Source organism: Pseudomonas idahonensis, assembly GCF_037903935.1.
Lineage (GTDB): Bacteria > Pseudomonadota > Gammaproteobacteria > Pseudomonadales > Pseudomonadaceae > Aquipseudomonas > Aquipseudomonas danubii.
On record NZ_CP149586.1, the window covers coordinates 2564207 to 2581594 of the forward strand.

General features: G+C 64.5%; 17 protein-coding genes. 7 read left to right on the plus strand and 10 right to left on the minus strand.

The genetic code is table 11. The features are described from left to right. Positions 1 to 47: 47 nt before the first annotated feature. The 7 genes from WIN67_RS11695 to WIN67_RS11725 form a co-directional block, all read right to left on the minus strand. Positions 48 to 1064, minus strand: a complete 1017-nt coding sequence (locus WIN67_RS11695; protein ID WP_339071299.1) for an arginine N-succinyltransferase — start codon at positions 1062 to 1064, stop codon at positions 48 to 50. Positions 1065 to 1239: 175 nt separating this feature from the next. Beyond that, on the minus strand, positions 1240 to 2589 hold the full coding sequence (locus WIN67_RS11700) for an APC family permease (RefSeq protein ID WP_102880344.1): 1350 nt from the start codon (positions 2587 to 2589) through the stop codon (positions 1240 to 1242). 184 nt (positions 2590 to 2773) lie between these two features. Then, on the minus strand, positions 2774 to 3526 hold the full coding sequence (locus WIN67_RS11705; protein WP_339071300.1) for an N-formylglutamate amidohydrolase: 753 nt from the start codon (positions 3524 to 3526) through the stop codon (positions 2774 to 2776). Then, complete coding sequence (locus WIN67_RS11710; protein ID WP_339071301.1) at positions 3510 to 4865, minus strand: glutamine synthetase family protein; 1356 nt, start codon at positions 4863 to 4865, stop codon at positions 3510 to 3512. Before WIN67_RS11710 ends, WIN67_RS11705 begins: the two co-directional genes overlap by 17 nt. Further along, on the minus strand, positions 4862 to 5506 hold the full coding sequence (locus WIN67_RS11715; protein WP_102861852.1) for an isochorismatase family cysteine hydrolase: 645 nt from the start codon (positions 5504 to 5506) through the stop codon (positions 4862 to 4864). Before WIN67_RS11715 ends, WIN67_RS11710 begins: the two co-directional genes overlap by 4 nt. A 2-nt stretch (positions 5507 to 5508) precedes the next feature. Then, positions 5509 to 6363, minus strand: coding sequence for a MurR/RpiR family transcriptional regulator (locus tag WIN67_RS11720; protein ID WP_102861851.1), 855 nt, complete (start codon positions 6361 to 6363; stop codon positions 5509 to 5511). A gap of 648 nt (positions 6364 to 7011) precedes the next feature. Next, entirely contained in the window at positions 7012 to 9009 is a 1998-nt protein-coding gene (locus tag WIN67_RS11725) for a GGDEF domain-containing phosphodiesterase (protein WP_339071302.1), read from the minus strand. 213 nt (positions 9010 to 9222) lie between these two features. Here WIN67_RS11725 and WIN67_RS11730 point away from each other — a divergent pair, with 213 nt between their 5' ends. Both WIN67_RS11730 and cobF read left to right on the plus strand, forming a co-directional pair. Further along, on the plus strand, positions 9223 to 9786 hold the full coding sequence (locus tag WIN67_RS11730; RefSeq protein WP_102864115.1) for a histidine phosphatase family protein: 564 nt from the start codon (positions 9223 to 9225) through the stop codon (positions 9784 to 9786). A gap of 87 nt (positions 9787 to 9873) precedes the next feature. Further along, positions 9874 to 10635: a precorrin-6A synthase (deacetylating) gene (gene cobF, locus WIN67_RS11735; RefSeq protein ID WP_102864116.1), complete on the plus strand. Its 762-nt coding sequence runs from the start codon at positions 9874 to 9876 to the stop codon at positions 10633 to 10635. Between the two features lie 152 nt (positions 10636 to 10787). On the opposite strand, the gene ftrA is transcribed toward cobF, so the two are convergent. Further along, entirely contained in the window at positions 10788 to 11756 is a 969-nt protein-coding gene (gene ftrA, locus WIN67_RS11740) for a transcriptional regulator FtrA (RefSeq protein WP_339071303.1), read from the minus strand. A 103-nt stretch (positions 11757 to 11859) separates the two neighbouring features. Here ftrA and WIN67_RS11745 point away from each other — a divergent pair, with 103 nt between their 5' ends. From WIN67_RS11745 to WIN67_RS11760, 4 genes are all read left to right on the plus strand, one after another. Next, complete coding sequence (locus WIN67_RS11745; protein WP_102864118.1) at positions 11860 to 12294, plus strand: rhodanese-like domain-containing protein; 435 nt, start codon at positions 11860 to 11862, stop codon at positions 12292 to 12294. A gap of 273 nt (positions 12295 to 12567) precedes the next feature. Continuing rightward, on the plus strand, positions 12568 to 13347 hold the full coding sequence (locus WIN67_RS11750) for an ABC transporter substrate-binding protein (RefSeq protein ID WP_102864119.1): 780 nt from the start codon (positions 12568 to 12570) through the stop codon (positions 13345 to 13347). 114 nt (positions 13348 to 13461) lie between these two features. Continuing rightward, entirely contained in the window at positions 13462 to 14574 is a 1113-nt protein-coding gene (locus WIN67_RS11755) for a M14 family metallopeptidase (RefSeq protein WP_339071304.1), read from the plus strand. A gap of 123 nt (positions 14575 to 14697) precedes the next feature. Continuing rightward, a complete protein-coding gene (locus WIN67_RS11760; protein ID WP_339071305.1) occupies positions 14698 to 15078 on the plus strand; it encodes a hypothetical protein in 381 nt (126 codons plus the stop codon). A gap of 9 nt (positions 15079 to 15087) precedes the next feature. Here the strand turns inward: WIN67_RS11760 and WIN67_RS11765 are convergent, their stop codons facing one another. Next, positions 15088 to 15903 (minus strand): hypothetical protein, encoded by an 816-nt coding sequence (locus WIN67_RS11765; protein ID WP_339071306.1) that lies wholly within the window; start codon positions 15901 to 15903, stop codon positions 15088 to 15090. A gap of 124 nt (positions 15904 to 16027) precedes the next feature. Between WIN67_RS11765 and WIN67_RS11770 the strand changes: the two genes are divergently transcribed. After that, on the plus strand, positions 16028 to 16744 hold the full coding sequence (locus WIN67_RS11770; RefSeq protein ID WP_170004551.1) for an alpha/beta hydrolase: 717 nt from the start codon (positions 16028 to 16030) through the stop codon (positions 16742 to 16744). Positions 16745 to 16756: 12 nt separating this feature from the next. On the opposite strand, the gene WIN67_RS11775 is transcribed toward WIN67_RS11770, so the two are convergent. Next, positions 16757 to 17335, minus strand: coding sequence for a hypothetical protein (locus tag WIN67_RS11775; RefSeq protein WP_213666058.1), 579 nt, complete (start codon positions 17333 to 17335; stop codon positions 16757 to 16759). Positions 17336 to 17388: the final 53 nt, after the last annotated feature.

Here is a 17388-nt window from a genome sequence, read left to right on the forward strand (position 1 = left end):
GTGCACTCCTTGCAACAGTCCCGGGCAGCGCAGAAGCGGCGGGCCACTCATAACGCGATTCCCCGTACCGGTTCGCCCGCTGTCACTTGCAGGGCCTGGAGCATCGACGGGTCGAGCCCGACCACATCGCCCGGGGCTTCATCCAGGGGCGCGACAATGGCGCGAAATCCCTGCAGTCGGTCATTGCTCAGCAACCAGTGGCGACCCTGGCCACTCTGGGGGCTGAGGTAGCTGGTCGCGACCCGGCTCTGAACGATCGAGCGTAGCTGGTTATTGCGGGCCTGCAGGGTCGGCCCGGCATCGAACAGGTCCACATACTGGGTAGGCGCGAAGCCCTCGTCGATCAGGATGTCGCAGGCCTCCCGCGCATCGGGGTGAATCCGTCCGATGCAGTCCTGGGCCGACGGCGGCAGCATCGGGATGTACAGCGGGTACTGGGGCATGAGTTCGGCCAGAAAGCCCCGGCCCTGAAGGGCGCACAGGCGTTCGGCCTCGATGTAGGGCAGGTCGAAGAAGTGCTGGCCCACCGCCTCCCAGAACGGCGACTCGCCGGCGGCGTTGCTGTAGCCGACGATCTCGCTGATGGTGCTCTCGGCAAAGCGCTGGGGGTGAGCGGCCATGAACAGCAGCCGCGCCCGGGACGTCAGTTGCGCCAGGGGCGTGCCCGACAATGCCGGGTCCACGTGGAAGCTGCGCAGCAGGGTCTGTTCGCTGAGGTCTTGGCACAGGGACAGGGTCGGCACCCCGTGCTCGATGTTCAGCTCCCGGGAGCTGCTGATGAAGGGTCGGTTGCGCAGGCTGTAGAACGGCGCGGCAAAGCCCGCCGTGGCAAGAATGTCGGAACAGCCGTGGAGCAGGCCGCTGTCTGGGTCCTCGAGCACCAGAAAGTAGTTCTCCGGGCCCTGGCTGGCCTCGGTCTTGGCAAAGGACGCCAGGGAATCGAGGATCCTTTCCCGCAGGTAGGTTTCGTCATCCACCAGGGACGTTACGCCCAGCAGGCGTTCGCGGGCCAGGCGCAGCAGTTGGGGCAGATCGAATAACGCCACGGGACGCAAAGCCAGCATGGGTGCACTCCTGTATCAAGGGCCGCTCGCCCCGGGGGGCGAACATGGGCCAGACATCACTGTCGGTTACCACGCAGTTCCACGGCCGCGGCATCCGGCGGCCTGTCCCCGGGCGGCTCTTGGCGGCTGCCTCGGGGGGGAAGCGCGACGCCATCCGGCGCCGCAGGTAAGTCACTTAGGGTTTGAGCGGATCGGGCAGGGCGGCACCGCTGCCCAGCTTGTTCAGCAGGAACAGGTAGACCAGCCCGGCGGCTATCCAGATGGCGCCGAGCTTCTGCGCATCCACGCCCATGTTGTACATGATGGCGCTGACGATCACGAAGCCGATCACCGGGCAGATCAGGTGGCGGATCACCTGGCCGGACTTCTGCCGGCGCCAGTAGAAATTGATCACGGTGATGTGCAGCAGCATGAAGCCGCTCAGGGCGCCGAAGTTGACCAGTGAGGTCAGGGTGTCCACCGAGTTGATGAACAGGTAGCAGATCAGCAGCGACAGCACCGCCACCAGGTAGATGCTGATGTGCGGGGTATTGTGTTTCGGGTGGACCTTGGCCAGCACCTTGGGCAGCTTGCCGTCCCGGGCCATGCCGAACAGCAGGCGCGACACCGCGGCTTGCGAGGTGATGGCCACCGCCACGCCCCAGGCCAGTGCCGTGGCCACCCCGGTGAGGGTCGCCAGCCAGCTGCCGGCGGCCAGTTCGGCGATCTCGTAGAAGGCGGTGTCGGCAGACTTGAAGCCCATGCCGGCGGCCAGGTCCGTGGCGATCCAGGTCTGCACCACGAAGATCGCCCCCATCACCACCAGGGTGATCAGGGCGGCGCGACCGACGCTGCGGCCCGGGTCGCCCTTGACCTCTTCGGCCAGGGTCGAGATGGCGTCAAAGCCCAGGAACGACAGCACCGCAATCGACACGCCCTGCATCAGCATGCCGAAGTGGAAGTGTTCCGGGCTGTACAGCGGCGCCAGGGTCAGTTGGCCGTTGCCGGTGCCGCCGTGCAGGGCGTTCCAGGCGTAGAACAGGAAGATCCCCAGGACCACCAGTTGCGCCAGCAGGAACAGGATGTTCATCCGCGCAGTGAAGGTGATGCCCCGTAGGTTGACGAAGGTGGCGCTGACCAGGAACGCCAGGATGAAGCCGACCTTGGGCACTTCCGGGTACAGGTGGTTGAGGGCCATGGCCGCGTAGACGTAGAGCAGCGGCGGGATCAGCAGGTAGTCCAGGAGCATCAGCCAGCCGGCGAGAAAGCCGACATGGGGATTGAGGCCGCGCTGGGCATAGGAGTAGACCGAGCCGGCGATGGGGAAGGCGCGGGCCATGGCGCCGTAGCTCAGGGCGGTGAAGACCATCGCCACCATGCCGATGATGTAGGCCAGGGGCACCATGCCCGGGGCTTCCTGGTTGACGTAGCCGTAGACCCCGAACGGGGCGATGGGGATCATGAAAATCATCCCGTAGACCACCAGGTCGCGCAGGCTCAGCCCGCGCTTGAGTTCCTGTTTGTAGCCGAATTCTTCAATCTCCATGAAGCAGTTCTCCTTGTAGCCAATGTAAGTGGGCGCATCCGGCGGCGAGGGTCGTCATTGACGCCTCGCGCGCCGGTCTGTGTTTGAACCTGGCAGGGTTAAAGACACACCACAGCGGTTTTTCTTGTTGTTGTACCTGTCCTGCAAACAGCCTTTGTTGCGTTCAAGCGTCTTTCAACCTCCGTTACAGCAGTGGCGCCAGACAGTCGCTCCAGTGCTGCACCGCTTCAGGGCTGCGCAACAGGTCGTTGCGCACCTCGATCAGTACCGACTCCAGGCCCCGGGCATCACCGTGCACCGGCACGGTCATGTCGCTCAAGGGGTCGATTTCATAAGGCTGGTTGCCCGCCACCTTTATCGGCAGGGCCCACAAACCTTCCAGTATCCGCGCGGCGTAGGCGGTGGCGTTGCCATACAGCACGCCGACTTCCAGCGCGCGTGGCTGGCTGTAGTACACCGGGGTGAAGCTGTGAATCCCCACCACTCGTACCTCGCGCCCCTCGGCCAGGCGCCGGTCGATGATGCGCTGCAGACGCTGGTGGAACGGCGTGAACAGCTGCTGGCGGCGGTACTCGCGGGTGGCCTCGTCCAGGTGCTGGTTGCCCGGCACCTGATAGATCTCGCTTTGCAGCGGGATGCTGTCTGGGGCATGCCGCGGCCGGTTCAGGTCGATCAGCAGGCGCGAATAGTTGGCCGCGATCAGGGTCGCGCCCAGGGCCTGGGACAGGCTCTCGGCCAGTTCCAGGGCGCCCGGGTCCCAGGCGATATGCTCGCGGGCCGCCACCGGGTCCAGGCCCAGGTCGTGCAGGGCCGGTGGAATGTAGTGGCTGGCGTGCTCGCACACCAGGATCAGCGGATGCTCGGAGTCTTCCCGCAGCAGGCGATAGGCCGGCTCGGTATAAAAACCGTGCTCGGCGGATTTAGTACAGGTGTCCATAGTGCTCACAGAGATCGGCAGCGGTCAGGTGCTCGGTCAGGGACACTTCCTTTTGTTTGACGGCGAAATAGGTGCTCAGCAGCTCCGGCGGCAGGGTCTGCAGCAACTCCGTGTTGCTGCGCAGGCAGTCCAGGGCCTGGGTCAGGTTGCCGGGCAGGGGCACGATGCCGCTGGCCAGGCGCTGTTCGATGCTCAGCTCATCGGGGACCTTGTCGGTCATTGCGTTGAGCGGCAGCTTCTGTTCAAGGCCCAGGCGTCCGGCGATCAGGATCACGGCCATGGCCAGGTGTGGCGAGGCGGTGGCATCCAGGGCGCGGAATTCCAGGTTGTACTGCGGCGCCACGGGCTTGCCGCCGATGTCCACGGTGGGGCAGATGCGCAGCGACGCTTCGCGGTTGCGCAGGCCCAGGCAGGCGTAGGAGGCGCTCCAGTGATGGGGTTGCAGGCGTTCATAGGACAGCGGCGTCGGCGCGGTGAAGGCGCACAGTGCCGGCAGGTGCTTGAGCACCCCGGCGGCCCAGTGCTGGCCCAGCCGTGACAGGTCGTCGCCGCGGACCGCCAGGGGATCGTAGAGCAGTGGCGTGCCGTCCAGGTCTTGCAGGCTCAGGTGCAGGTGCACCCCGTTGCACACCGCGTCCGCTGCGGTCTTGGGGGCGAAGCTGACCCGTTGCCCCAGCTGCCGGGCCACCTCCCGGGTGATCTCGCGCACGTTCACCGCGCGGTCGGCGGCGGCCAGGCCCTGGGTCGGGCGGCAGGTGATCTCGTATTGCTGCTTGCCGTATTCGGGGAGGAACATTTCCGGTTCGACACCGGCCGCCCGCAATGCCGCCAGCAGCCAGCCACCGAAGGCCGCGCCCTGGCGCTGGGCCTCCAGGGAGAAGGCCAGGTGCTCGCGTTGAGCGGCGCCGCTGTTGAGGTTGAATTCGTGCTCGAAGGCGGCGGTGATCTGGATGCCCAGCTCACGGTAGCGCTCGACCTCGTTGCGCAGCAGGGTGCGCGGGCAGGCGGCCCAGGGCTGGCCATCGGTCTGGCAGATATCGGCGTGAATGTAGTCCAGGGGCGCGGCCGTGGCATCCGGACCGGCGCCGACAGTGACCCGGCTGTCCAGGTCGGGTATCAGCCGCAGGTCGCCATAGGCGCCCCAGGGGTTGTCCTCGGCGATCAGGTCCTGGGGCGTCAGGGCGCTGTTGGCCGGCACCCAGCCACAGCCGCCGATCCGGTAGCGCTCCAGCTCGTCGCTGGGAAAGGAGCGGCCCCGGGTGACGCCGATCAAATCGGTGGTGACGATGCTGGTCATGGCCAGTGGCGTCAGGGCCTCGATGCCCTGGCCGCGGCTCATCCGCGGATCTCCCGCAGGCGGCCGAGCACGGTCTGGGTATCGGTGATCCAGCAGTAGCCCTTGATCGCATTCAGGCAGGCCTGGTGCCGAGTATCGCTATAGGTGGCGCAGGCGTCCTCGACCAGGGTCACCAGGTAGCCGCGGTCGGCGGCGTCACGCACGGCCATGTCCACGCACTGGTCGGTGACGATGCCTGCGACGATCAGGTGCCGGGTTTCCAGGTTGCGCAGCACGTAGTCGATGTTGGTGGAGTTGAACACCCCGGAAGAGGTCTTGGGCAGGACGATCTCGTTTTCCACCGGTGCCAGCTCGTCGATGATCGCCGCCTGGGGGCTGCCCTTGGGCAGGTGCATGTCCGACAGCTTGTGGTCCAGGGAGCGGTCACGGCCGTCGGCGGTCAGGCTTTCGATAATGGTGTGCAGCACGTTCTGCCGTGCTTCGCGCACTGCGGCCAGCAGGCGTTGCTGGTTGGGGATCACCTGCTCCCGGGCACGCTTGAGAAAGGCCTCGCCCTCGGGGCCTTGCAGGTGCGGGTCGAACTGCGGTTCGAGCCAGGCGCGCTGCATGTCCACCAGCAGCAGGGCCGTGTGATCGACGACGAAGGGCAAGTCCCGGGGCGAACGGTGGGGCAGGCTGAACATCCTTATTTCTCCTCCAGCACATGGGTATCGAATTGCGCCCGCAGGGCGTCGATGCCCTCCAGGCGTTGATCAAGATCGGCGCTGCGCGGGGTCAGGCAGGCGATCAGCGCCTCGACCTGGGCCAGCGCTGGCACCAGGGTGTCGAATGGCGACAGGGACTCCACCGGGGCACTGATGATCAGGTCCGCCAGCTCCCGCAGCGGCGAGGCATAGATATCGGTGAACAGCACCACCCGGGCGTTGCGCGCCTTGGCTGCGCTGGCCACCCGCAGGGCCTGGGACTGATAGCGGCGGTAGTCGAACAGCAGCACCACGTCCTGGCGCTGCAGATCGAACAGGCGGTCCGGCAGTTGCGCGTTGTCTTCAAGAAAGAAACAGCCCGGGCGCATCAACCGCAGGTGGTTGAGCAGGTAGTGGGCGAGGAAGCTGCTGAAGCGTCCGCCAAAGCAGTACAGCTGATGACGGCTGTCCAGCAGCCAGTCCATGAGTACGCGGATGTCTTCGGGCTGGGTCAGGGACTGGGTGTCGTGCAGGGCGCGCTGGCTGTCCGCCAGGTAGCGGCTCCAGGTATCGCCCTGGGCCACTTGTGAGCGTGGGCGCAGCAGGGTGCTGGGGGAGCGCAGGCGGTCGTCCATGTCGCTGAGCAGGGCTTCCTGGAATTCGCCGTAGCCGCTGAAGCCGAGTTTCTTCACCAACCGTACGATGGTCGGGTCGCTGACCCCGGCGTGTTCCGCCAGGCGTGACATTGGCCCCAATCCGTTGCGCGGGTAGTGGTCGAGCAGGGCGCGCACGACTTTGCGCTCTGAAGGCGTCAGGTCGAGGGCGGGGTCGGTGATCAGGTCTCGGAGAGAGGGCATCGGGGTGCCTTGGAAGCTGAATGTCGTTTTTGTTTCATAAAATGGCTAAATGATATTTATGTAATGGACGTTACATGTCTAGTGAAATTTGCGTGGGTGGTGAAATGCTCTGAAATGGGGCGGGGTTAGGCGGGGCGGGTGGGGGGACATATCCGTTGCTGCGGTAACGGCTACTTATGGTTTCGCTCTTACAGCGACTCACTTTGGAAAAGCCCCAAAGTAAGCAAAGGGCTCCTGCCCCTCCACTCGGTGCCTCGCTTAGGCTCGGCATGCCCTCACTCCGGCATTGATCCGTGGGCCGCCGCCACCGGCCATCCATGGCCGGGTGGCGGCTAACCCGGCGTCCTGCCGGGTTACCCACGGATCAATGCCTGCGTTCGGCCATCGTGGTTAACGGGGCGTTCAGATCAAGATCAAGATCAAGAGCCAGACGGCGGCCTTGCGGCCGGCCTGAAGCTAGGGGGCGTGCGTTTCTGTAGGAGCTGCGGTGGTTGGGCCTCCGTGGGAGTTGGCTTGCCAGCGAAGGCGTCCGCCCAGGCGCTGCAGGTCTTGCGGGGCTCTTCGCCGGCGAGTCGGCTCCGGACCTGACGGAATGGTTCAACAAGGTGGGCAATGAGGCGGTGGGCGAAAGGCGTTCGATCAAGGCGCTCAAGCTTTGCCCTCGCTGCCCACTGGTTGATCGAGGGACGCTTTCTTTGGCCCGTCGCTATCCAGTTCGATCAGTTCGGCCAGGGGGACTGCCGGGGAGAAGATGTAGCCCTGGGCGCAGCGGATGCCAATGCTCTGGAGAATGTCGATCTGCTCCTGGGTTTCAACCCCTTCGGCTGTCAGTGTCGCCTGGTACAGGCGTGCGCTTTCCTGGGCGATGGAGACCGCGGTGCGCATCCGTTCATAGTGCAGCAGGGAAATCATCGAGTGGTCGATCTTCACTTCGCTGAAAGGATACTTGGCCAGGATGCTCAGGGCCGAGTAGCCGGTGCCGAAATCGTCCAGGGACAATCCCACGCCGTGATCCTTGAGCAGAAGCATGTTGTGCGCCACTTGCTGGGTGTCTTGCAGCAGGGTGCTCTCGGTCAGTTCCAGGGTCAGGCGAGCGCCGGGAAGCCCGGCTTCCTTGAGGCGCTGGATCAGCAGGACGGCAAAGTTGGCATCGCTCAGGGTCGAGGACGAGACGTTCACCGCCAGCGGTCCTTGGAGTCCGGCATCGATGTAGTACCGGGCGTCGCGGATCACCGCTTCTATGGTCGCCCATTCGAAGGCTTGCTGCAGGTCGTGGTGGCGGATCACTTCCAGGATCAGCAAGGGGGAAATCGCCGCGCCCTGGTCGTCCTGGGCCCGCAGCAGGGCTTCGGCGCCGATGATCGTGCGTTGGCTCAGGCAGAACTTGGGTTGGTAATACAGCGGCGGGGTGTTCGATCGCACCCACTCCAGCAGTTGCTGGCGGATGCGTTCGTTGCTCTGGGCCTGTTCGATCAGCGACTGGCGCAGGTAACGCACCGGTTGTCTGCTGTCCTGCAGGGCCAGGCTGATGTTGCGCAAGGTGACGTTGGCGCTGTCCCCGGCACAGGCATCGATCACGCAGAACTGCAGCTTGGGCGACAGGCTGCCGTCGCTGGGCAAACCGGCCTGCAAGGTCATCTGCAGGGTGGCGAGCAGCGCCGATTCTTCGACCTGCTGGATGGAGCGATGCGGCACCACCAGTGCCAGGCTCAGGTCCGAGAACATGAAGGCGCGGTGGGCGGCACTGGCTTGCAGGGCATGGCTGGAGGCGCCGCTGCTGAATTCTTGCGCCAGGGAGATCAGCAACTGGTCGGTCCAGTCATGGCCGTGGATGGCGACCAGGTCCTTGAGGTTGCTGATTTTGATCACGATCAGGGTGTGGGGGACGCGCCGCTCTTTGTTTTGCTCCAGCACCTGGTCGAGGTGGTCGCGCAGGGCACGGCGATTGGGCAGTTGGGTGGTCGGATCGGTCAGGGCCTGTTGCAGCAGGCTTTGCTGGGCCAACTGGTAGCGCGCTTCGCGGCGCAGCATGGCGAATATCAGGATGATCATGGGCAGGGAGAGCAGGGTCGAGCTCAGTCGCAAGGACAGCAGTTGTGCGGTGATGCTGGAGCTGACCGTGCCCATCCAGTCGATGATCTGCATCGGGACGATGGCCGCGCCGAGGCGCATCAGGATCACCAGCAGCATGTCCTTCAGGCTCAGGGCGCTCAGGTCGCGGGTTTCGAACCAGCGATGGAGCAGCATGCCCCCCAGGGCCACCAGGCTAAAACTGAACAGCGCCTCTTCGAACTGCGCGGCGCCGGCAATCCAGTAACGAGCCAGTGCCACCAGGACCAGGCAGGTCATGCCGCCCCACCAGCCTCCCAGCAAACCGGCGAGAAACAGCATGTCGTTGCTCAGGAAAATCTTCACCGGGGTCTGCATGAACCCGGAGGCGAGGGCGATCAAGGCGGCGTTGCTGGTGCCCAGGATCAAACCCAGCAGGATCTTTTTCGACTTGATCAGCCGCTGGGCGTCCTGACGCAGCATCAGCAGGATGCTGAAGATCCCTACCAGGGCAACGTATTGCAGCAGGACGATGGGCTGGAGCGAGGCGTTGAGCGCAAGGTCGAGAGACAGGAGCTCCCACATACCGCTGTGCATGGTGTCGAGGTACCTGATTCGAGTCGAAGTGTGGGAACTTCGCGGAGAATAAAGGCCTGCTGCTTGGGTTGCCTATAAGCCATTTCTTGTTTGGTGATCAGGCGTTTCTTGAGTTTCTGAGGAATTTTCAACCTGTCTCCTGCTGGGAAATAGCCCCGTGGTCGTGCTAAAAAACCGGCCTCAGCCCTGATGTTCCTTTGTCGAGATAACCCCTTGCCGGCCACCCGTTTGACGCTGATCTGCCACGCCCGTACCGCCGCCCAGAAGCTGGGGCGCTTTCCCCTGGACGAAGCCGTGGAGATGGATTGGCAGGCCCAGGCCCTGAGCCGGGCGGCGCAGTTCAGGCACCACCCGCAGGTGCTGTGCGGGCCGGAGCGGCGGACCTGTCAGACGGCGGCGCTGTTCAGCGCAGCGCCGCAAGTGCAGGAAGCCCTGCGTGACTATGGCTTCGGTGCCTGGCAGGGGATGGGGATCGGCGATCTGCAACGCCAGCAGCCGCAAGCCTTGCAGGCCTGGCTGGATGACCCTCACAGCGCTCCGCCGGGAGGCGAGTCGGTCGCCGGGTTGTGCCGGCGCGTGGCGCAGTGGCTGGAGCAGATGGCCCAGCGTCCGGGGCACTGGTTGGCAGTGACCCATCCCTTTGTCATGCGTGCGGTGCTGCTGCAGTTGCTGCAGGCGCCCCTGGGCAGTTTCAACCTGATGGATATCGAGCCCCTGTCGCGGATCGATCTCAGCCATGCCGGTCGCTGGCGCTTGCGCCTGGATGGCCGTGACTGAGACCTGTGCCGGGCGTTCGGGGCATTTCTCCGGGCGCCAAAGCCGCCCATACTTGCCCCCTGGCACAGCAGCGAGAACCAGATCCCCATGAAAACCCTCCTGATCATCGGCATCGGCGCCGGCAATCCCGATTTCATCACCATTCAGGCGATCAAGGCGCTGAACCGCAGTGACGTGGTGTTCCTGATGGACAAGGGGCCGAGCAAGGACTCGCTGATCGATCTGCGGCGCGAGCTGTGCCAGCGTTATCTCACCGAGCGTCCTTATCGCTTCGTCGAAGCCCAGACCCCGGAACGCCAGCGCGGCGATGTGGACTACCAGGCCAGCGTCCAGGCCCTGAACCAGGACAAGCAGCAGGTCTTCGAGCGGCTGATCAACGAGGAGCTGGCAGAGGGCCAGACCGGTGCCTTCCTGGCCTGGGGCGACCCGTCGCTGTATGACAGCACCCTGCGCATCCTGCAGCAGATCCTGGCCAGTGGTGCGGCGCAGTTCGAGTATCAGGTGATCCCCGGCATCACCAGCGTCCAGGCCCTGGCGGCGCAACACAAGGTGGCGTTGAACCGTATTGGCCGTTCAGTGGAAATCACCACCGGGCGGCGTCTGGCGGCGGGACAGGCCGGTGATGCCGACAGCCGGGTGGTGATGCTCGATGCCGAGGACTCCTACCGCCAGCTGCGCAATCAGGATCTGGACATCTATTGGGGTGCCTACCTGGGCACGGCGGACGAAATCCTCATTGCCGGGCGCCTGGACGAGGTCGCCGACGACATCCAGCGGGTCCGTCGCCAAGCGCGCGAGGCGCATGGCTGGATCATGGATACCTACCTTCTGCGCAAACCGGAGCCTTAGACACTGGCCGGGATGGACGCCACCGGATAAGCGTGGTGTTCTTCGCCGGCAGTGGGGTCTCCCTCTTTTCCCGTAGGAGCGGGCTTGCCCGCGAAGAGGCCGGGATGGACACCACCGGATGAACGTCGTGTTCTTCGCCGGCAAGCCGGCTCCTAAGAGGGGGATTTTGAGCCGAAGCGTTCGCGGTAGGCCGAGGGCGGCAGGCCCACCAGGCTGCGAAAGGCCACGCGAAAACTTTCCACCGAACGATAACCGCAATGCAGGGCGATGCTTTCCGTGGTCTGGCTGCCGCTTTCCAGCAGTTCCCGGGCCCGGGCCAGTCGCTCATGCTGCAGCCAGGCCTTGGGCGTGGCGCCGGTGGCGGCGCTGAAGCGTCGCAAGAAGGTGCGTTCACTCATCAGCGCCCGGGCCGCCAGGTCGCTCACCGTCAGCGGCTCATGCAGGCGCTCCCGAGCCCATTGCATGACCTGCGACAGGTCGCTGCGCGGGGTGCGGCTGACCGGAGCCGGAATGAACTGGGCCTGGCCGCCGGTACGCTGGGGCGACATCACCAGGCGTCGGGCCACGCTGTTGGCCACCCGAGTGCCAAAGTCCCGGGCCACCAGGTGCAGGCAGGCATCGATTCCGGCGGCGCTGCCGGCAGACGTGATCAGTTGGCCGGCGTCCACATAGAGCACGTCCGGGTCCACCCAGATGTCCGGGAAGCGCTCGGCCAGCTCTTGGGTGTAGCGCCAGTGGGTGGTGGCGCCCAGGCCGTTGAGCAGGCCGCTGGCCGCCAGAGCGAACACCCCCGAGCAGATCGACAGCAGCCGCGCGCCGCGGTGGTAGGCCCGGCGCAGGGCTTCCTTCAGCTCGGGCGGCGGCGCCTGGTCGCGGCTGCGCCAGCCGGGAATGATGATGGTCCGGGCCTGCTCCAGCAGTTCCAGGCCGCCATCGGCCAGTATCCGGATACCGCCCGCAGCGCGCATCGGCCCCGGGTCCACGGCGACGATGCAGTGCTCATACCAGGGAAAATCGAACTCTGGCCGGGCCAGGCCGAAGATTTCCACGGCGATGCCGAATTCGAAGGTGCAAAGGCCGTCGTAAGCCAGGATCGCGACCAGTCCGGGAGGATTGTGCATTTGGCGGAAAGTTACCAGTGGGTGTCCGGGGCGCCACTTTAACGCGGTGGGGCAGGGCCGATAAAGTTCTTCCCATCTTAATCGCGACGTTCTGGAGACGCCCATGACCAGCCTGGTCCGCAGCATTGCCGCCGCCCCTTCGGCCATTGCCCTGATGCATTTTTGCAACCGCCTGACCTTTGAAACCGACTGTTCCGACGTCTACAGCAGCCAGGAGGCCGGTGAGGTGGATTTTGTCCTGGTGGATGTGCGGGGCCCCGAGGCCTTTGCCCGCGGCCATGTCCCCGGGGCGATCAATCTGCCCGGGCACTTGCTCACTGTCGAACAGCTGGCCGGTTATCCCCGCGACACCCTGTTCGTGGTGTATTGCGCCGGTCCTCACTGCAACGGTGCGAACAAGGCGGCGGTCAAGCTGGCGGCCCTGGAATACCCGGTCAAGGAGATGATCGGTGGGGTCACCGGCTGGCTCGACGAGGGCTTCGAGCTCAGCACCGGGCAACCGCGCAGCGAGGGGCCGGATCTGTCCTGCGCCTGCTGAGGGGCCACTGCGCTGGCGGCGGCCCCAGGCTGCGGCTAGCGCAGGATGTGTCGGTAAAAATGGTCCGTTCTGAGGCGAACGTCGGGTGGTTCAGGGACAAACGCACCACGCCGGGGCGAGGGGGAGGGCGCAGAATCGCGGCTGCATGTTTTTTATAAGTATTTGTCGCATAAACACAATTTGCTTCCCGGGAGCCGCTCTAGACTGCTGGCCACTTCGATTTGCCCATAATCGAAACCAGCCAATAAAAGTCTCCGCCTCCTGGAGTTATAAATGAATAAGTTTGCGCTGTTTGGTGCCTTGGCACTGTCGCTGTTTTCCCTGACCGCTTCGGCCGATGAGGCCAAGCCGATCCGTATCGGTATCGAAGCCGGCTACCCACCGTTCTCGATGAAGACGCCCGACGGCAAGCTCACCGGTTTCGACGTGGACCTGGGCGATGCCCTGTGTGAGCAGATGAAGGTCAAGTGCACCTGGGTCGAGCAGGAGTTCGACGGCCTGATCCCGGCGCTGAAGGTGAAGAAGATCGACGCCATCCTGTCGTCCATGACCATCACCGACGATCGCAAGAAGAACGTCGATTTCACCATCAAGTACTATCACACCCCGGCGCGCTTCGTGATGAAGGCCGGCACCACGGTCAAGGACCCGCTGACCGAGCTCAAGGGCAAGAAAGTCGGCGTACTGCGCGCCAGTACTCATGACCGTTTCGCCACTGAAGTGCTGGTGCCGGCCGGCATCGACCTGGTGCGCTACGGTTCCCAGCAGGAAGCCAACCTGGACATGGTGTCCGGGCGTGTCGACGCGCTGCTGGCGGACTCGGTCAACCTCGACGACGGTTTCCTGAAAACCGACGCCGGCAAGGGCTTTGCCTTCGTCGGTCCCGAGTACAACGATCCGAAGTACTTCGGTGGCGGTGCCGGCATTGCCGTGCGCAAGGGCGACAAGGAGCTGGCAGAGAAATTCAACACGGCCATCACCGAGATCCGCGCCAACGGCAAGTACAAGCAAGTGCAGGACAAGTACTTCGACTTTGATGTCTACGGCGAGTAAGCCGCAGGCTGCAAAGCTTGGGTAAAAAAGGTGGCGCCCGTGATCCGGTCGCCACCTTTTTTGTGCGCCGCTGTTTTATTCTGCGCCACGCCTTTTTTGATCCCTGGAGCCACTATGCAACGCATCGACCATTCCTTGCCCTGGGGCCACCTGGGCACTGCGCGCCAGCTCAGCGTGTTTCGCTTCGGCAGCGGTGGCCGCAAGGTGTACATCCAGGCCAGCCTGCACGCCGATGAACTGCCGGGCATGCGCACCGCCTGGGAGCTGAAGCAGCGCCTGACGGAACTGGAGCGCCAGGGGCGTTTGCAGGGCGTTATCGAACTGGTGCCGGTGGCTAACCCCATCGGCCTCGACCAGCAGGTTCAGGGCAGTCACCTGGGGCGTTTCGAACTGGGCAGCGGCAAGAACTTCAACCGTGCCTTCGTCGAGCTCAGTGGTCCGGTAGGCGACTTGATCGGCAAGCAACTGGGCACTGATGCCGCCGTCAATATCGCCTTGATCCGCCGCACCATGGTCCAGGTGCTGGATGAGCTGCCGGCTCCGGCCTCGCAGCTGCAGGCCCTGCACCGGTTGCTGCTGCGCCATGCCTGCGACGCCGATATCACCCTCGACCTGCATTGCGATTTCGAAGCGGCGATCCACCTCTATGCCTTGCCCCAGCACTGGCCGCGGTGGCAGTCCCTGGCGGCGCGTCTGAAGGCTGGGGTGGCGTTGCTTTGCGAGGATTCCGGCGGCAGCTCTTTCGACGAATCCTGCTCCTCGCCCTGGCTGCGCCTGGCCCGGGACTTTCCTCAGGCGGCGATTCCCCCGGCCAACCTGGCCGCCACCCTGGAGCTGGGCAGCATGGGCGATACCCGGGTCGAGCAGGCGCGAGCCAACTGCGAGGCCATCCTCGGCTTTCTGGCCGAGCAGGGCCTGATCAGTGGCCAGTGGCCCGCTGCACCGGATCAATGCTGTGAAGGCATGCCTTTCGAAGGCACCCAATACCTGTTCGCCCCGCACCCCGGAGTGGTCAGTTTTCTGCGCGATGCCGGCGAGTGGGTGGAGCGCGGCGACGCCCTGTTCGAAGTGGTGGACCCCTTGAGCGACAGGGTCAGCACCGTGCGTGCCGGCACCAGCGGCGTGCTCTTTGCCCTGGACCGCGGGCGCTACACCCAGCCGGGCATCTGGCTGGCCAAGGTGGCCGGCCGCGAGGCGATCCGCGCCGGCAAGCTGATCAACGACTGAACCGCCAGGGGCGACGCTGACGAGGCGCAGCAACTGGGTTGCCAGGGAACGCTCGGCTGCGTCGGCCCTCGATCCGCCATCGCGCCCTTCGCCGGCAAGCCGGCTCATACAGTAGATGTGTCCATGTCCCGAGTGTCCGTGTCTATCCGCCTGCTGTTCACCCTGTGCCTGCTGGCGGCCAGCTTCAATCACCTGCGCGCCGCCCTGGACCATGGGTTGCTCTGGGACTATGGCTACGGCGCCGACACGCCCCTGGCCAGCCGGGCCTTCTGGGGCGCCCTGAGCTTTTTCGATCCGCTGGCGGCGTTGCTGCTGTGGGTGCGCCCGCGCTGGGGGTTGGTGCTGACCCTGGCGATCATCGTGCTGGATGTCGTGCACAACAGCTTTTATGTGGCGGCCCACGGCCAGTGGCTGGAAACCTTCTACCTGTCTCAGGTGGGGTTTTTGCTGGCGGTGGTCGCGTTTTTGCCACTGGCCTGGCGCGGGTTGCCGGCCAGGGAGTGAGCTCTGGCGCTAGAGTCCGGGCGCTTTTTGTTCCGCTGCGTCGAGCATGCTTCCCAGGCTGATAGGGTCCAGGCAGTCCGCGGCCAGGGCCCGGGCCTTGTAGAAATAGTCCCGGGCCGCGGAGCCGTCAGGACTGCTCTTTAGCGCCAGCAAGTAATAGCCGTCGGCGCGAAACTGCTCCAGGTTCAGCAGCACCGGGGTGTAGAGGCTCTTCAGCGTGGCCAGCGGCTGCCCCTGTTTGATCTCCGGCATCTGCGCAGGCTTGAAGCAGAAGGAGTTGATGGCCGGCAAAGGGTAGTGCTTCGCATAAGAATCCGCTTGCTCCAGAGCCTCGAGCAGTTGTGCCCGCAGCCGCAGCAGTTCAGGGTCATTGAGCTCGAAACGCTGGTACGCGGTTTCGCAGTCGCGCAACAGTATTACTGCGGCCGCCAGCAAGCCCTGATCCGCAGCGCTTTGGTACAGCGCGCAAGCCTTGTTGTGTTGTGCCTGGTAGTCGTGGCCAGACAAGGTCTTGCGGTTTTCTTCCAGGTTCGCCAGCAGGTAGCTGGCGACTCCATGACCGGCGTCGCTGGCCTTGTGCAACTGACTTGCGTAGACCTGCGCGTTCCGCGTGATTTGCTGCATCGCCTGAGCCAGCGCTGGTTTCTGGAGTTGCTGCTCCTGTTCTTGCTCCAGCAATTGCTCGAGCCGTTGCTGATTGTCTTTGGCTATGTCCATGGCCTTCTGCAAGGCGGCCTCGCTCTCGGCGTTGGGCATCGCCTGCGCGGGCGTCCACAGGCCAAGGCTGAGCAGCAGGGGGAGTAAAAGACGCGGTTTCAATGACATTTCCTCCTTGAATGGCCGCGCAGCATACGTCGCATAAAGGCATTCTGCTACTGCTGTGACAGTGATGCTCCCGGCCCTGCGATGCTAGGCTCTGGCGACCTTTTTTCCCTTCAAGGAGCAACACATGATCCGCTACTTGGCGCTTCTGGCGCTGTTGGCCGCGCCTTGGGTACAGGCTGCCAGCGCCGTGCATGACGACCTGCCGCTCAAGTACCTGGAACAGGCGCCGACCGAGAGCCGCAACCAGCCGCTGGTGATCTTCCTGCATGGCTACGGCAGTAATGAGGCCGACCTGTTCGGCCTGCATGAGCGCCTGCCGGCGACCTACACCTACCTTTCGGCCCGGGCACCGCAGACCCTGGAGGAGGGCAGTTACCAGTGGTTTCACCGCAAGGGCCAGGGCGCCTATGACGGCGTTACCGAGGAGCTGGCCAGCAGCGCCGAGCTGATTGGCCAGTTTGTCCGTGGCGCGGTGGCCAAGTACCACACCCAACCGGACAAGGTGGTGCTGGTGGGGTTCAGCCAGGGCGCGGTCATGGCCTATGAAGTGGGGCTGCGTCATCCGCAGTCGGTGCGTGGCATCGCGGCCTTGAGCGGGAAGATCCTGCCGCTGCTGGCGGCTCAGGTGAACAGCAGCCCAGAGCTGCAGCGCCTGGGCATCTTCATCGGCCACGGCACCGATGATCGGCGCCTGCCCTACAGCGACGGGGTACAGGCCCATCGCCTGCTGCTTGAAGCCTCGCTGCAACCGCAGTTCCATGCCTACCCGGGGTTGGGGCACAGCATCAGCGAGGCCGAGATCGAAGACCTCAAGGCATGGCTGCAGGGGCTCACCCCCTGAGTCGAAGCGGGTCTACTGACCGAGGATGTGCTTCATCAGCGCCGCATGGCCGGCCTTGTCCGCGGCCCGGGAAATCACCTGGATCACCGCCATGCGGGTGCCGGAGCCGGCGATCAGGGTCGAGTTCAGGGTCTGGCCGCCGCCCTGGGTCGCGGTGCTGTCGATCTGCCGCACACCGAGGCCCTTGAGGGTCATGCTCTTTTCACTTTGCTTGCTGAAGTCCGGCAGCGCTGCGGCCTGTTGCGACAGGAACCCGCTGACCGCGGCATCGAGAAAGGCGCTGTCGTTGTCCTTGACCTGAGTACCGTTGGGAATGCTGTTCTGCGCGGCGATCACCACGGTGCGGGTGGTGGCGTTGGAATACAACGTGCCGCTGGCTCCCGCGGTGCCGTCGGCCTCGCTGCCGGCTGGCAGGGCCGAGGCGCTGAAGCCCTTGGGCAGGGTGAAGGACAGCTTGCCGTCGAGCATCGAGACTTTTTCTGTATTGGCTGGCTGGGAACCCGGCCGAGAGGCCGCGTTGACGCTCAGTATGCTGAGGCTAACCACGGTGAGCAGTAAGAGAAGCAGGGATTTTCTACCCGAAAAAGACATACAGTGCCTCCAGTATGATAGTTGGCCGCGCATCATCCCATGTGTCAGAGCTT

What these genes read in the sequence shown, in the direction of transcription:
- WIN67_RS11695 (WP_339071299.1), bottom strand. Translation starts at nt 1,064, where the DNA reads ATGCTGGCTTTGCGTCCCGTGGCGTTATTCGATCTGCCCCAACTGCTG.
- WIN67_RS11700 (WP_102880344.1), bottom strand. Translation starts at nt 2,589, where the DNA reads ATGGAGATTGAAGAATTCGGCTACAAACAGGAACTCAAGCGCGGGCTG.
- WIN67_RS11705 (WP_339071300.1), bottom strand. Translation starts at nt 3,526, where the DNA reads ATGGACACCTGTACTAAATCCGCCGAGCACGGTTTTTATACCGAGCCG.
- WIN67_RS11710 (WP_339071301.1), bottom strand. Translation starts at nt 4,865, where the DNA reads ATGAGCCGCGGCCAGGGCATCGAGGCCCTGACGCCACTGGCCATGACC.
- WIN67_RS11715 (WP_102861852.1), bottom strand. Translation starts at nt 5,506, where the DNA reads ATGTTCAGCCTGCCCCACCGTTCGCCCCGGGACTTGCCCTTCGTCGTC.
- WIN67_RS11720 (WP_102861851.1), bottom strand. Translation starts at nt 6,363, where the DNA reads ATGCCCTCTCTCCGAGACCTGATCACCGACCCCGCCCTCGACCTGACG.
- WIN67_RS11725 (WP_339071302.1), bottom strand. Translation starts at nt 9,009, where the DNA reads ATGCACAGCGGTATGTGGGAGCTCCTGTCTCTCGACCTTGCGCTCAAC.
- cobF (WP_102864116.1), top strand. Translation starts at nt 9,874, where the DNA reads ATGAAAACCCTCCTGATCATCGGCATCGGCGCCGGCAATCCCGATTTC.
- ftrA (WP_339071303.1), bottom strand. Translation starts at nt 11,756, where the DNA reads ATGCACAATCCTCCCGGACTGGTCGCGATCCTGGCTTACGACGGCCTT.
- WIN67_RS11745 (WP_102864118.1), top strand. Translation starts at nt 11,860, where the DNA reads ATGACCAGCCTGGTCCGCAGCATTGCCGCCGCCCCTTCGGCCATTGCC.
- WIN67_RS11750 (WP_102864119.1), top strand. Translation starts at nt 12,568, where the DNA reads ATGAATAAGTTTGCGCTGTTTGGTGCCTTGGCACTGTCGCTGTTTTCC.
- WIN67_RS11755 (WP_339071304.1), top strand. Translation starts at nt 13,462, where the DNA reads ATGCAACGCATCGACCATTCCTTGCCCTGGGGCCACCTGGGCACTGCG.
- WIN67_RS11760 (WP_339071305.1), top strand. Translation starts at nt 14,698, where the DNA reads ATGTCCCGAGTGTCCGTGTCTATCCGCCTGCTGTTCACCCTGTGCCTG.
- WIN67_RS11765 (WP_339071306.1), bottom strand. Translation starts at nt 15,903, where the DNA reads ATGTCATTGAAACCGCGTCTTTTACTCCCCCTGCTGCTCAGCCTTGGC.
- WIN67_RS11770 (WP_170004551.1), top strand. Translation starts at nt 16,028, where the DNA reads ATGATCCGCTACTTGGCGCTTCTGGCGCTGTTGGCCGCGCCTTGGGTA.
- WIN67_RS11775 (WP_213666058.1), bottom strand. Translation starts at nt 17,335, where the DNA reads ATGTCTTTTTCGGGTAGAAAATCCCTGCTTCTCTTACTGCTCACCGTG.